Genomic DNA, 13,725 nt, shown 5'->3' on the forward strand with positions numbered 1-13,725 from the left:
AAAACTTAGGAGGAATTTTTTATGCCAGTAGTATCAGGAGCAGAATTCTTAAAAGCAGCACGTAAAGGCGGCTATGCAGTAGGTGGCTATAACACAAATAACTTAGAATGGACACAAGCGATTTTAGAAGCAGCAGAAGCTAAAAAAGCACCAGTTCTAATCCAAACATCAATGGGCGCTGCTAAATACATGGGCGGCTACAAAGTAGCTAAAGACATGATTACTAATTTAGTAGACTCAATGAATATCACAGTTCCAGTAGCAATTCACTTAGACCACGGTGACTACGAAGCTGCTTTAGAATGTATCGAAGTTGGCTATACTTCAATCATGTTTGATGGTTCTCACTTACCATTCGAAGAAAACTTAAAATTAGCGAAAGATGTAGTTGAAAAAGCGCACGCTAAAGGTATTTCTGTCGAATGTGAAGTTGGTTCAATCGGTGGTGAAGAAGACGGAATCATCGGTACTGGCGAATTAGCTGATATCGAAGAATGTAAACAAATGGTTGCTACAGGTATTGACTACTTAGCATGTGGTATCGGTAACATCCATGGTCAATATCCAGAAAACTGGAAAGGTTTAGCATTTGATCACTTACAAGCGATTGCTGAAGCTGTCGGTTCTGATGTACCTCTAGTATTACACGGAGGTTCTGGTATTCCTCAAGAACAAATTGAAAAAGCAATTTCAATGGGTATCTCAAAAGTTAACGTAAATACAGAATTCCAATTATCATTCGCTAAAGCAACGCGCGAATATATTGAAGCTGGTAAAGATTTAGAAGGTAAAGGATTTGACCCTCGTAAATTATTAGCACCAGGTAAAGCTGCAATCATCAAAGATGCAGAAGAACACATTGATTGGTTCGGTTCAGCTAACAAAGCTTAATCAACTAGTTACGTTAAAGACAGCCACAGCACGTGGCTGTCTTTTTTATTTTTTGTTATTTTTTCATTCTATTAAAATACCTGAGAAGTTTTCTTTTTTCTTAAGCTTGATTATGATAGAATGATTGGGTAGTTTATTTAGAAAACGTATATTACAGATAGGTGAGAATATAAATGAAAAAAATCGTAATCAATGGGAATCGTCCATTAAAGGGCGAAGTAACCATTAGCGGCGCTAAAAATAGTGTGGTCGCTTTAATTCCAGCTGCTATTTTAGCAGATTCGCCCGTGACTTTAGATGGCGTTCCTGATATTCAGGATGTTCACTCATTAATTGAAATTTTAGAAATTATGGGTGCTAAAATTACTTTTGAAAATAATACATTAATTATTGATCCAACAGAAGTTGTTTCTGTGCCAATGCCAAAAGGAAAAATCAATAGCTTACGTGCGTCCTATTATTTTATGGGCTCACTTCTTGGTCGATTTGGGGAAGGCGTTGTCGGCTTACCTGGCGGTTGTTACTTAGGACCTCGTCCAATTGATTTACATATCAAAGGATTTGAAGCATTAGGCGCTCATGTAACCAACGAACATGGGGCGATGTACTTGAGAACAGACGAAGCTGGCTTACAAGGAACCCGAATTTTTATGGATATGGTATCTATTGGCGCTACAATCAATGTCATGTTAGCCGCAGTTAAAGCCAAAGGCAAAACGATTATTGAAAATGCTGCGCGTGAGCCAGAAATTATTGATATTGCTACATTATTAAATAACATGGGTGCAAAAGTCCGAGGAGCTGGAACGGACGTTATTCGGATTGAAGGTGTCGAAGAATTACATGGTTGTCGTCACTCGATTATTCCAGATCGAATTGAAGCTGGGACTTATTTAGCTATGGCAGCAGCTATGGGTGAAGGAATCAAGGTTCGAAATGTTATTTATGAGCATTTAGAAAGCTTCATTGCGAAATTACAAGAAATGGGCGTTAAGATGACAATTGAAGAAGACATGATTGAAGTTCATCCGTCACATGATCTGAAAATGACGACGGTGAAAACCTATCCGTATCCTGGGTTTGCCACAGACTTGCAACAACCGTTAACGCCATTACTTTTAAAAGCGCAAGGAACTGGTGAAATTATTGATACGATTTATGCTCAACGAAATAAGCATATCCCTGAGTTGGTGAGGATGGGGGCCGATGCTTCGGTTGAAGGCAATATGATTATCTTAAATGGCCCAAATCAATTGCACGGTGCAGAAGTAGTCGCCTCTGATTTACGGGCAGGCGCTTGCTTAGTCACTGCCGGCTTGATGGCTGAAGGTACGACCACAATTTATAATGTAGAATATATTTTACGTGGGTACGACCACATTATCGAAAAGTTAACTGCTTTAGGCGCTGATATTCAAATGCTAGAAACCGAAGAACAAGAAGGTCCGTTTGAGGTGGATCAATGAGCGACTATTTAACAATGGCTGAATTGGAAAACAGTACGTTAAAAGATATTTATGCGTACGCGAAAGAGTTTAAAATTCCTTATTATAGCCAAATGAACAAAAAAGAATTGTCTTTAGCTGTGATTCGTGCACAAGCTGAGAAGCAAGGGTTTTTCTTCATGGAAGGAATTTTAGATATTGTTTCTCAGGATGGTTATGGCTTTTTGCGGCCAATTAATTATGGACCAAGTGCAGAAGACATTTATATTTCTTCTTCTCAAATTCGTCGTTTCGGATTGAGAAATGGGGACAAAGTAGCTGGCAAGGCGCGTCCGCCAAAGGAATCAGAACGTTACTATGGACTCATGCATGTTGAAAGTGTCAATGGGAAAGATCCTGAAGAAGCGAAAGAGCGGCCACATTTTCCAGCGCTAACGCCGTTGTATCCTGAAAAACAATTAACGTTAGAAACAACGGCTGGCAGATTATCAACACGAATGATTGATGTATTTGCACCAATTGGTTTTGGGCAACGTGGTTTAATTGTAGCGCCGCCAAAAGCGGGAAAAACAAGTGTTTTAAAGGAAATTGCTAATGGGATTACAGAAAATCATCCTGATGTGGAATTGATTCTGTTGTTAATTGACGAGCGTCCTGAAGAAGTGACTGATTTAGAGCGAAGCGTTAAAGGAGATGTGGTTTCTTCAACTTTTGATCAACAACCACAAAATCATACGCGAGTTGCTGAATTGGTTCTGGATCGAGCAATGCGCTTAGTTGAAGACAAACGGGACGTAGTTATTTTAATGGACAGCATCACTCGTTTAGCAAGGGCCTATAATTTAGTGGTCCCGCCTAGTGGTCGAACCTTAAGTGGCGGAATAGATCCGGCTGCGTTTTTCAAACCTAAACGATTTTTTGGTGCTGCCAGAAATATCGAAGAAGGGGGCAGTCTGACTATTTTAGCCACGGCATTGGTGGATACAGGTAGCCGAATGGATGATGTCATCTATGAAGAATTTAAAGGCACAGGCAACATGGAGCTCCATTTATCTCGTGAATTAGCAGAGCGCCGTATTTTCCCAGCAATTGATATTAAAAAATCAAGTACGCGAAAAGAAGAGTTGTTAATGACACCAGAACAACTAGAAGAAACGTGGAAATTGAGAAATAATATGTCAGGAGACTCGCTGGAATATACGGATCAATTCATAAAAATGTTAAAACGAACCCAAAATAATCAACAATTATTTGAAGTTTTCCATGATGTTTCGTTTGGCAAACAAATTAAAAGAAATCCAAAAAGATAATTGCATACCAACTGAAAACATGGTAAGATAGCATTGTTGTATACCGACAAAATAACTCTGATACAGCAAATGGATCAGGGCAAAGGAGCGAAAAAAACGTATGAAACAAGATATCCATCCAAATTACCAACCAGTAGTATTCATGGATTCAACAACAGGTTTCAAATTCCTTTCAGGTTCAACTAAAGGATCTTCAGAAACTGTTGAATGGGAAGATGGCAACACTTATCCATTATTACGTGTTGAGGTTACTTCAGACTCACACCCATTCTACACTGGTCGTCAAAAATTCACACAAGCCGACGGACGTGTGGACCGTTTCAACAAAAAATACGGTCTCAAAGACGAAAACGCAAATCCAGACGCATAGTCTTTCAAAACATTGTTATGACAAGGTTTATAGAGGTTTTCCACTGTGGTGGGAAACCTCTATTTTTGCGTTAAATATGTAGTTTTAATTCAGAGAAAAGAAATAAAGCAACTTACCAATCTTTTCTTCTTTCTTTTCAAGATTATCCTTCCCAAAAGTCAAAGATTGATCAGCATTGTTTCGCTGATTTGTTAGACTAGTAAGTACATTCAGCTTTATAAAGGAGATCTTGAAGAAATGAGTAGAAAAAAAGTCGGTGTTTTCTGTCTATTTCTGTTTTTCACATTTTTTATTATTGTTCCAAAAGTAGAAGCTACAGAAGAAATGAAGACTAAATTTACAGTAACGCCTGTTTTACCAGAAAATCAAGTGTCAGGAACATCTAGTTATTATGATTTAATTCTGGCACCAAAGCAATCTTCCACTATTGTCTTAGACATAAAAAATAAGACAGACGAAAAATTGTCCATTGTATTGACTCTAGCAAATGCATCAACAAATGATAATGGGTTGATTGTGTACAATGATTTTGATAAATCACTTGATTCATCGTTAAAGGTTCCGCTGACAGACTTGGTTACTTTAGAAAATGAGGAAGTGAGTGTGCCGCCTCATCAAACAGTATCAGCAAAGATGAAGGTGAAGGGACTTGATCAGCCTATCAAAGGAGTTGTGTTAGGCGGGGTTTATGCGCATCTCAAAGATGAAAAAACAGAGGAAGAGAACCAAACAACGGGATTAACCAGTCGCTACGGGTTTAATGTTGCGATTGCCATGAGGAGTGCTGAGAATGCTCCTTTAACAGAGGTGAACCAACTGAAATTAGCGAAAGTAACACCTACAATTGCTTTAGGGGCCAAATCGCTAAAGGCGGTCATTCAAAATCCGTATGCTGCTATTTTTCCAGAAGTTCGTTTAGAAGGTCAAGTGATAAAAAAAGGATCCTCTAAAAAAATTGCACAACGGACACTAAAAAATGTTCGCTTTGCCCCAAATAGTTCCATGAATTTTCATCTTGATTTGGGCAAACAACCGCTAGATGCTGGGACTTATATATTTACAGGACGTGCTATTTTACAACAAGATGAACAACAGTCTTGGCCTTTTCAACAAGAATTTACGATTAACACTCGTGAAGCAAAAAAATTGAATCAAGAAGCTACGGTCAAATGGGTCCTACCTACATGGTGGTTACCGACTTTCTACACGTTGTTAGTAATCACAATTGGGGCAATTTATAGTGTCATTTGGCGCAATAATTATCAAAAAACAAGCGAAAAGGAGAGTGAGAATAATGGCTAGTTGGTTTTGGTTGTCTGGCGGTTTAGCGGTCATTTGTTTTATGTTTTTCCTCTTTTCTTTGTTGACTAGTATGAGTTTTATTCAGCATGCAAAAGAACCCAGAAGTATTCTAAAAGAAACGCTTTTAAGTTGGTTAATGCTTTTACTTAGTGGTGGGTGGATTACAATAGGACTATTGTTATATTTTTCGCTAAAGAATCAATAAACAAAAAACGAGCATTCAATGTTAGATAACCGTGAATGCTCGTTTTTTTGTTTTAGGAAAATGCTCTTTAGCAACTTGCCAGATTTCATTGGGCAACCTGACTGAAATTGTTAAATTGTTCTGTCGAAACGACAAAAAAGTGGTAAACTAAACGTGTATGTTAGTTATTTAATCAAAAGTAATGTATCCGCTTACTTATAAAATGGAAACGAAGGAGCATATTGCAATGACAGAAAAACTTTTAGGAAGTATCGAAGCCGGTGGCACAAAATTTGTATGTGGCGTTGGGACAGATGATTTGACCATTGTGGAACGTGTCAGTTTTCCCACAACAACCCCAGAAGAAACAATGAAAAAAGTAATAGAATTTTTCCAACAATATCCTTTAAAAGCGATTGGGATTGGTTCGTTTGGTCCGATTGATATTCACGTTGATTCTCCTACGTATGGTTATATCACTTCTACACCAAAATTAGCTTGGCGTAACTTTGACTTGTTAGGAACTATGAAACAACATTTTGATGTGCCAATGGCTTGGACAACGGATGTGAATGCTGCGGCATATGGTGAGTATGTTGCTGGAAATGGGCAACATACATCTAGTTGTGTATATTATACAATTGGAACTGGTGTTGGCGCTGGAGCGATTCAAAACGGTGAGTTTATTGAAGGCTTTAGCCACCCAGAAATGGGGCATGCGTTAGTCCGTCGTCATCCTGAAGATACGTATGCAGGAAATTGTCCTTATCATGGAGATTGTTTAGAAGGGATTGCAGCAGGACCAGCAGTTGAAGGTCGTTCTGGTAAAAAAGGTCATTTATTGGAAGAGGATCATAAAACTTGGGAACTAGAAGCTTATTATTTAGCACAAGCAGCGTACAATACTACTTTATTATTAGCGCCAGAAGTGATCATTTTAGGTGGCGGCGTCATGAAACAACGCCATTTGATGCCGAAAGTTCGTGAAAAATTTGCTGAATTAGTCAATGGATATGTGGAAACACCGCCTTTAGAAAAATACTTGGTGACGCCTCTTTTAGAAGATAATCCAGGAACAATTGGTTGCTTTGCCTTGGCAAAAAAAGCTTTAATGACTCAAAAATAACCATTTATTCGCAGTTCATGCATTATATTTGAAGGAAATGGCTAAGAATGATACTCTTATTATGTAATTAATTATTTAGGAGGGATTAGCATGGCAGATTTAAAAGGACGTTTTGACGATGCAAAAGATAAAGTAGAAGGTACTGCAAAAGAAGCGCAAGGCAAAGTTACGGATGATAAAGGCAAAGAACTTGAAGGAAAAGCTCAATCAACCTTTGCTGACGTAAAAGACAAAGCACGTGATGCCGGCGACGACCTTAAAGAAGGCGCTGAAAAATTAACTGATAAAGTTAAAGAAGGCTTTGAAGACTTAAAAGACAAATTTAGTAAAGATAAATAAAAATTAACAAAAGAGCGTGGGCTTACGTTATTTCAACGTAAGCCCACGCTCTTTTGTTTAGACATCAAATCCTTGTTTTTGCAAGAAAATTTTTACTTCTGGGCGACGATTATAAGAAAAATAGGACAAAGATTTCTGTGACCAATCCGCTGTTTGGGCGTTACTTGAGCGGCTGGCATAATAATCTTTTAATAATTCATCATATGTGTGCATATCTGTCAATTTGTCTGATTGGTAGTGATTTTCGCTTAAAATATTTTCAAAAGGCATCCGTGGTTTTACACCATTTAACGTTTCTGGTACACCGATTGTTAATCCGAAAAGTGGTACAGTTAATTCAGGCAAAGATAAGCGTTTGGCTACTGTGTCTAAGTCATTTCGAATGCCGCCAATATAACAAATCCCTAAATCCATAGATTCAGCCGCAATGGCCATGTTTTGCGCAGCAATCGTTGTATCAACGGCAGCTACTAATAATGATTCTGGTGTCTTTAAGGGTTCTAATGATTGCCCCTCTTTTGACAAAATCGTTGCATGACGATACAAATCAGCAACAAAAACATAGAACACACCAGTGTTAACGACATAGTCTTCACAATTCGCTAAACGTCCCAATTCTCTGCGTAGCTCAGGATCTTTGATTTCTATAATTGTATAAGCTTGTAAAAAATTGGAGCTTGATCCTGCTTGAGCTGCAGTAATTAACTGTTGTTTCTGCTTGTCCGTTAACGCTTGCTTTTTAAAATGACGAACGGAACGGTGACTTAGTAATTGTTCGATTGTTTGATTCATAAAAAACCTCCGTTTAAATTAAGAAAGAGAACAGAAAAACCCACAGCTTAATAGTGGGTTTCTCTGTCGTTAATTGCTAAAGATTACAGAATACGTTCAAATGGATCTAAACTAATTCCTTGGTCTAAGACGATTTTTGCGTATTCTTTCGCTGCAAATAAAGAATGATCTTTGTAGTTTCCACACTCTTTTGCAGAGACTGCTGGAACAACTTCTGTATTGATTACTTTGTTTAAAACGTTGACTAATGCATCACGGATTTCTTGTGGTGAATGTTGATCCCACATAATCATATAAAAACCAGTGCGGCAACCCATTGGCGAAATGTCAATGATTCCTTTTAATTCATCACGCATGTTAACTGCTAATAAATGTTCCAACGTGTGTAATGCGCCTGTTGGTAGGGCATCTTTGTTTGGTTGTAAGAAACGTAAGTCATATTTTTCGACTAACGCATCACCATTTTGTTCTGTGCCAGCAAGGCGAACATATGGTGCTTTTACTGTGTTGTGATCTAATTCAAAACTTTCTACGCGTGCCATGAAATTTCGCTCCCTTTATAATTAAATTCGTTTTAACTATAACAAATTTAAGTCAAAAGTCAATGGATAGTCCTTTGATGGGTAATAGTTTTAAAATATCATGGGAAAATAAAAAAATCATTTTTTTGACTATGTAGGTTTTTTCAATACTATGGTAAAATAGGACAAGTAGCTTTTACAAGAAGGTAAGAGGGGAGTATGAAAATATGGGAAAAGAATATCATGTTGCCGTGGTAGGAGCAACAGGTGCTGTCGGGACAAGAATGATTGAATTGTTAGCAGAAACAAGTTTGCCAATTGCCAGTGTGAGGTTATTGGCGTCTAAGCGTTCTGCTGGACAAGAGATTCAGTTTAAAGGACAACCTCTTATCGTGGAAGAATTAGTCCCGGAATCATTTGAAGGAATCGATTTAGCATTATTTAGTGCTGGTGGGAGTATTTCCGAAAAGTTTGCACCAGAAGCAGTTAAGCGCGGAGCTGTTGTTGTTGATAACACTAGCCATTTTAGAATGGCAAAAGATGTTCCTTTAGTTGTTCCAGAAGTGAACCCGGAAGCCTTGAAAAATCATCAGGGAATCATCGCAAATCCCAATTGTTCTACGATTCAAATGATGGTGGCCTTAGAACCAATTCGGCAAGCGTTTGGCTTAGAACGAATCATCGTTTCAACGTATCAAGCTGTGAGTGGCGCAGGTATCCGTGCAATTAATGAGCTAAAAGAACAAGCTGAAGATTTTTTAGAGGGAAAACCTGTCAGCGAATGGTCAGCTGAAATTTTACCAGCTGGCAGTGATAAAAAACATTATCCAATTGCTTTTAATGCGTTGCCTCAAATTGATGTTTTTTCAGAAGCAGGGTATACCTACGAAGAATGGAAAATGATGAATGAAACAAAAAAAATCATGGGAGACAACAAGCTAAAAGTCGTTGCCACCTGTGTCCGTATTCCGGTAATTTCAGGACATTCTGAGTCTGTTTATATAGAAGTGAAACAAGCAGATGCATCGGTCTCAGCCATCCAAGAATTAATGGCGCAAGCTCCAGGTGTAATTTTGCAAGATGAGCCAAGTGAACAACTATATCCACAAGCGCTAAATAGCGTCAACCAGAAAGAAACATTTGTCGGCCGTATTCGTCAAGACGTTGACGTGAAGAACGGTTTCCATTTATGGATTGTGTCAGACAACCTATTAAAAGGAGCTGCTTGGAACTCGGTCCAAATTGCTGAAACGCTACACGAAATGAATTTGCTTCGTGTACCTGAAAACGACTAGAAGGTTTGTATTGTATACTCGGGAGGGAATAGGATGGATTTAACGAATGCAACAATTATTACGGCAATGGTTACGCCGTTTCAAGAATCGGGAGAAATAGATTTTGATAAACTACCGCAATTGGTAGACTATTTATTGGCCAATCATACAGAAGGCGTTATTTTAGCAGGAACAACTGGTGAATCACCCACGTTAACTCATGAAGAAGAATTACAATTATTCCAGCGAATTATTGAACTGATCGATGGACGTATTCCGATTATTTGTGGTGTAGGTACGAATGATACACGTGACTCAGTCGCTTTTGTGAAAGAGTTAGCGACAATCGCTGGTATCGATGCTGTTTTGGCGGTTGTTCCTTATTATAATAAACCAAATCAAGAAGGTATGTATCAACATTTTAAAACCATCGCAGAAGCAAGTGAACTACCAATTATTTTGTACAATGTTCCTGGTAGAACGGCTGCATGTCTAGAAGTGAAAACTACTTTGCGCTTAGCACAATTGGAAAAAATTGTGGCAATTAAAGAATGTGCAGGGTTAGATGCAATTACTGAGTTGATTGAAAGAGCGCCAAAAGACTTTCTAGTGTATACTGGAGAAGACGGGTTGGCTTTTGCCACCAAGGCACTTGGCGGACAAGGGGTTATTTCGGTAGCCAGTCATGTCTTCGGTTCGTCAATGTATGAGATGTATCAAGCGCTGGAGCAGGGGAACTTGCCGGAAGCGGCTAAAATTCAACGACAGTTATTACCAAAAATGAACGCCTTGTTTTCAGTGCCTTCGCCGGCACCCGTGAAAGCGGCCTTAAATCATTTAGGTATTCCTGTTGGAAATTTACGTTTACCTCTAGTTGCTTGTACACCAGAAGAAGAGCAAAGAATTATTCGCACGTTAGAGATTTAAAGAACGTGTAATCATAGAGAGGTGAAAAGAGTGAGTACAATAAAAATCGTTCCATTAGGCGGCGTTCGTGAAAATGGAAAAAATATGTACGTTGCTGAAGTGGAAGATGAAATTTTTGTACTGGATTGTGGATTACAATATCCAGAGAACGAACTTTTAGGAATTGACGTTGTCATTCCGGATTTTACGTATTTAGAAGAAAATAGTGAACGAATTGCAGGGGTCTTTTTAACACATGGCCATGCAGATGCAATTGGGGCCTTACCGTATTTGCTTTCAAAAATTCAAGTGCCTGTTTTTGGGACAGAATTAACGATTGAATTAGCAAAACTAAGTGTCAACAGTCATGCGGAAACGAAGAAATTTAAAGATTTCCATGTGATTGACCCGCATACAGAAATTGATTTTGGTCAAGCAACGGTGAGCTTCTTTAAAACAACGCACACCATTCCAGATTCGATTGGTGTTAGCATCAAAACAAAAGAAGGCAACATTGTTTATACTGGTGATTTTAAATTTGATCAAAGTGCGATTGAGATGTATCAAACCGATTATGGCCGCTTGGCTGAAATTGGGAAAGAAGGCGTCTTGGCGCTACTTAGTGATTCATCAAATGCTGAAAACCCAGCCCAAGTTGCATCGGAAGCCCAAATCGCTGATGAGGTGTTCGACACGATTCGCTATTGGGAAGGACGAATCATCGTGGCATGTGTGGCAAGTAATTTGCAACGGGTCCAACAAGTATTGAATGCAGCGGATCGTTCTGGTCGTAAAGTCGTTTTGACAGGCCAAGATTTTGAACGGATTATTCGGACGGCGATGAAATTGGAAAAATTACAATTGCCAAGCGAAGATCTATTAGTGAAACCAAAAGAAATGAAAAAATATGCACCCGAACAGTTATTAATTTTAGAAACAGGCCGGATGGGAGAACCGATTAAGTCACTTCAAAAAATGGCTAATAATACACATGGTGTCGTTCGAATTGAAGAAGGCGATTTAGTTTATATTACGACAACGCCGACAACGGCCATGGAAACAACGGTTGCCAAAACAGAGGATATTGTCTATCGGGCCGGTGCTACGGTGAAGCAAATTTCCGACAATTTACGTGTGTCTGGTCACGCTAATCCGAATGACTTGCAATTGATGCTGAACTTAATGAAACCAAAATATTTCATTCCTGTCCAAGGTGAATACCGCCAGTTAGCTGCGCATGCGGACTTAGCACACGAAATTGGCATGCCTTATAAAGATATCTTTATTACAGGTCGTGGGGACATTCTAGAGTATACAAAAGGTAGAATGTCGGTAGCTGGCAGCACAACGGCCGAAAATATTATGATTGACGGGATTGGTGTCGGTGATATTGGTAATATCGTTTTACGGGATCGTCGTATTCTTTCCGAAGATGGTATTTTTGTGGCTGTTGTGACAATTAATCGCCGAGAAAAACGAATTGTTTCACCAGCTAAAATTACTTCTAGAGGTTTTGTTTACGTTAAAACAAGTAAAGACCTAATGAAAGAAAGTAGCAATATTGTTACAGAAATTGTTGAAAAACATTTAGAAAGTGACGATTTTGAATGGAGCAAACTGAAACAAGAAATCCGCGAAAACTTAAGCCGTTATTTATTTGAACAAACCAAACGTCGTCCTGTGATCTTACCAGTTATCATGGAAGCGACGCAACGCAAGCGTCCCAAAAATAACGCATAGTTCGTCCTGATAAAAGCAGGTGATTTTAGGAGAAATTCTTCTAAAGTCATCTGTTCTTTTTTGTAACTTTCTTCTATAAATATGGTACTATTAATCAGAGCGCTGAATAAAGGAGGCGATTTTAGTGGAAGAGATTGTGTTGTTCCATACCAATGATCTTCATTCTCACTTTGAAAATTGGCCCAAAATACGGCGTCTGGTTAAAGCCAAACGTTCGCTGTACCAAAAAGAGGGCAAAACAGTCGTAACCATTGATTTAGGTGACTTTTCAGATCGGTGTCATCCTTTGACCGAAGCAACAGATGGTCGAGCAAATGTAGCTATAATGAATACATTAGCGTATGATCTGGTTACAATTGGAAATAACGAAGGAATCGGCAATTCAAAGAAACAATTAGAGCATTTATATGATCAGGCAACATTTGAAGTGGTCTTAGCTAATTTAGAAGATCCAAAAACCCAAACGTTACCAGATTTTTGTCAAGCATATAAAATTATGACAACTAAAGAAGGCACAAAGTTAGGGTTTATTGGCTTAACCGCACCATTTACTTTAACGTATAATCCCAATGGCTGGACAATCAAACAAGTGGAAGCAGTCCTTCCTCAACTGATTACAGAAGTTGCGCCTCAATGTGATGTTCTCATTTTGCTTAGTCACTTGGGGATAGATACTGATTTTATGATTGCGGCGAATTATCCTGAAATTCAAGTGATTTTAGGTTCCCATACACATCATTTATTTAAAGATGGTGAAAAAATTAATCATGTGCAACTAGCAGCTGCTGGCAAATATGGACAGTATATTGGTGAAGTGCATCTGTTTGTGGATGCCGACACGAAGCAAGTCACAAGTTATGCAAAAACGATTGAAACAGCAAGTTTAGAAGAGCAAGCAACTGATGCCAAGGAAATTGCGGGTTACTTAACGGAAGGTCATCGACTATTGCAAGCGCAGCAAATTGCACAAATCCCTGAAACCTTGTCAACGGACTTACGGCAACCGCATGCCTTTATAACTGTTGCCTTGAAGGCGTTAAAAGAAGCTGGGCAGACCGAAGCGGCTGTGTTAAACAACGGGTTATTTTTAGCAGATTTACCAGAAGGAATAATCAATGCAGACCAATTACATGAGGCCTTGCCTCATCCAATGCATTTAATCAAGGTTACCTTGAAAGGGTCAGACATGAGCCGTTTGATTCGTGAAATGGAAAAAAGTCGTCAATTTCTGCGGAAATTTCCGATTCGCGGGATGGGCTTCCGCGGGAAAATTTTTGGCGAATTATGTTATGATGGGATTCGTTTTGAGCGAAATAGCCAGACCGTTTTTTGGCAAGGGAAACCTATTCAGCCAGAGCAGAAATATACGCTGACAACAGTGGATCACTTTCAATTTGTTCCGTTTTTCCCAACGATTGAGTTAGTTGGAGAAGTCGAATTTTTATTTCCAGACGTTTTAAGAACTGTCGTGGCGAACTATCTGCATGCCCACTATCCAATCAAATAAAAACAAGGTATAATAAAA

At 38.8% G+C, this 13,725-nt stretch carries 14 protein-coding genes; 12 read left to right on the forward strand and 2 right to left on the reverse strand.

Translation table 11 applies throughout. The features are described from left to right. The first annotated feature begins 21 nt into the window (after positions 1–21). The 8 genes from IGL90_RS04675 (at position 22) to IGL90_RS04710 (ending at position 6,967) form a co-directional block, all read left to right on the forward strand. Positions 22–891: a class II fructose-bisphosphate aldolase gene (locus IGL90_RS04675; RefSeq protein ID WP_002357972.1), complete on the forward strand. Its 870-nt coding sequence runs from the start codon at positions 22–24 to the stop codon at positions 889–891. A gap of 173 nt (positions 892–1,064) precedes the next feature. Next, the gene (locus IGL90_RS04680; protein WP_002357969.1) at positions 1,065–2,357 is read left to right on the forward strand and encodes a UDP-N-acetylglucosamine 1-carboxyvinyltransferase; all 1,293 of its coding nucleotides are present in this window, start codon (positions 1,065–1,067) and stop codon (positions 2,355–2,357) included. Then, positions 2,354–3,646: a transcription termination factor Rho gene (gene rho / locus IGL90_RS04685; protein ID WP_002357968.1), complete on the forward strand. Its 1,293-nt coding sequence runs from the start codon at positions 2,354–2,356 to the stop codon at positions 3,644–3,646. The genes IGL90_RS04680 and rho overlap by 4 nt, the downstream gene beginning before the upstream one ends. A gap of 100 nt (positions 3,647–3,746) precedes the next feature. Further along, the gene (locus tag IGL90_RS04690) at positions 3,747–4,016 is read left to right on the forward strand and encodes a type B 50S ribosomal protein L31 (RefSeq protein ID WP_002357967.1); all 270 of its coding nucleotides are present in this window, start codon (positions 3,747–3,749) and stop codon (positions 4,014–4,016) included. 237 nt (positions 4,017–4,253) lie between these two features. Next, entirely contained in the window at positions 4,254–5,318 is a 1,065-nt protein-coding gene (locus tag IGL90_RS04695) for a DUF916 and DUF3324 domain-containing protein (protein ID WP_048737768.1), read from the forward strand. Further along, positions 5,311–5,523: a hypothetical protein gene (locus IGL90_RS04700; protein ID WP_002357965.1), complete on the forward strand. Its 213-nt coding sequence runs from the start codon at positions 5,311–5,313 to the stop codon at positions 5,521–5,523. The genes IGL90_RS04695 and IGL90_RS04700 overlap by 8 nt, the downstream gene beginning before the upstream one ends. A 226-nt stretch (positions 5,524–5,749) precedes the next feature. Next, positions 5,750–6,628 carry a fructokinase ScrK gene (scrK, locus tag IGL90_RS04705; protein ID WP_002363736.1) on the forward strand — a complete coding sequence of 293 codons (879 nt, stop codon included), beginning with the start codon at positions 5,750–5,752 and terminating at the stop codon, positions 6,626–6,628. A 90-nt stretch (positions 6,629–6,718) separates the two neighbouring features. After that, on the forward strand, positions 6,719–6,967 hold the full coding sequence (locus tag IGL90_RS04710) for a YtxH domain-containing protein (RefSeq protein WP_002357962.1): 249 nt from the start codon (positions 6,719–6,721) through the stop codon (positions 6,965–6,967). A 57-nt stretch (positions 6,968–7,024) separates the two neighbouring features. On the opposite strand, the gene nfsA is transcribed toward IGL90_RS04710, so the two are convergent. Together nfsA and IGL90_RS04720 are read right to left on the reverse strand one after the other, a co-directional pair. Further along, on the reverse strand, positions 7,025–7,759 hold the full coding sequence (gene nfsA, locus IGL90_RS04715; protein WP_002360554.1) for an oxygen-insensitive NADPH nitroreductase: 735 nt from the start codon (positions 7,757–7,759) through the stop codon (positions 7,025–7,027). Positions 7,760–7,842: 83 nt separating this feature from the next. After that, entirely contained in the window at positions 7,843–8,301 is a 459-nt protein-coding gene (locus IGL90_RS04720; protein WP_002357960.1) for an S-ribosylhomocysteine lyase, read from the reverse strand. Between the two features lie 206 nt (positions 8,302–8,507). Here IGL90_RS04720 and IGL90_RS04725 point away from each other — a divergent pair, with 206 nt between their 5' ends. The 4 genes from IGL90_RS04725 (at position 8,508) to IGL90_RS04740 (ending at position 13,707) form a co-directional block, all read left to right on the forward strand. After that, complete coding sequence (locus IGL90_RS04725) at positions 8,508–9,575, forward strand: aspartate-semialdehyde dehydrogenase (RefSeq protein WP_002403231.1); 1,068 nt, start codon at positions 8,508–8,510, stop codon at positions 9,573–9,575. Between the two features lie 33 nt (positions 9,576–9,608). Then, entirely contained in the window at positions 9,609–10,481 is an 873-nt protein-coding gene (gene dapA / locus IGL90_RS04730) for a 4-hydroxy-tetrahydrodipicolinate synthase (protein WP_048737771.1), read from the forward strand. 30 nt (positions 10,482–10,511) lie between these two features. Next, positions 10,512–12,200, forward strand: coding sequence for a ribonuclease J (locus tag IGL90_RS04735; RefSeq protein WP_002357956.1), 1,689 nt, complete (start codon positions 10,512–10,514; stop codon positions 12,198–12,200). A 124-nt stretch (positions 12,201–12,324) separates the two neighbouring features. Further along, the gene (locus IGL90_RS04740) at positions 12,325–13,707 is read left to right on the forward strand and encodes a bifunctional metallophosphatase/5'-nucleotidase (protein WP_048737773.1); all 1,383 of its coding nucleotides are present in this window, start codon (positions 12,325–12,327) and stop codon (positions 13,705–13,707) included. The last annotated feature ends 18 nt before the right edge of the window (positions 13,708–13,725 follow it).

Origin of the sequence: Enterococcus sp. DIV1307a (assembly GCF_050537425.1) — a bacterium.
Lineage (GTDB): Bacteria > Bacillota > Bacilli > Lactobacillales > Enterococcaceae > Enterococcus > Enterococcus faecalis.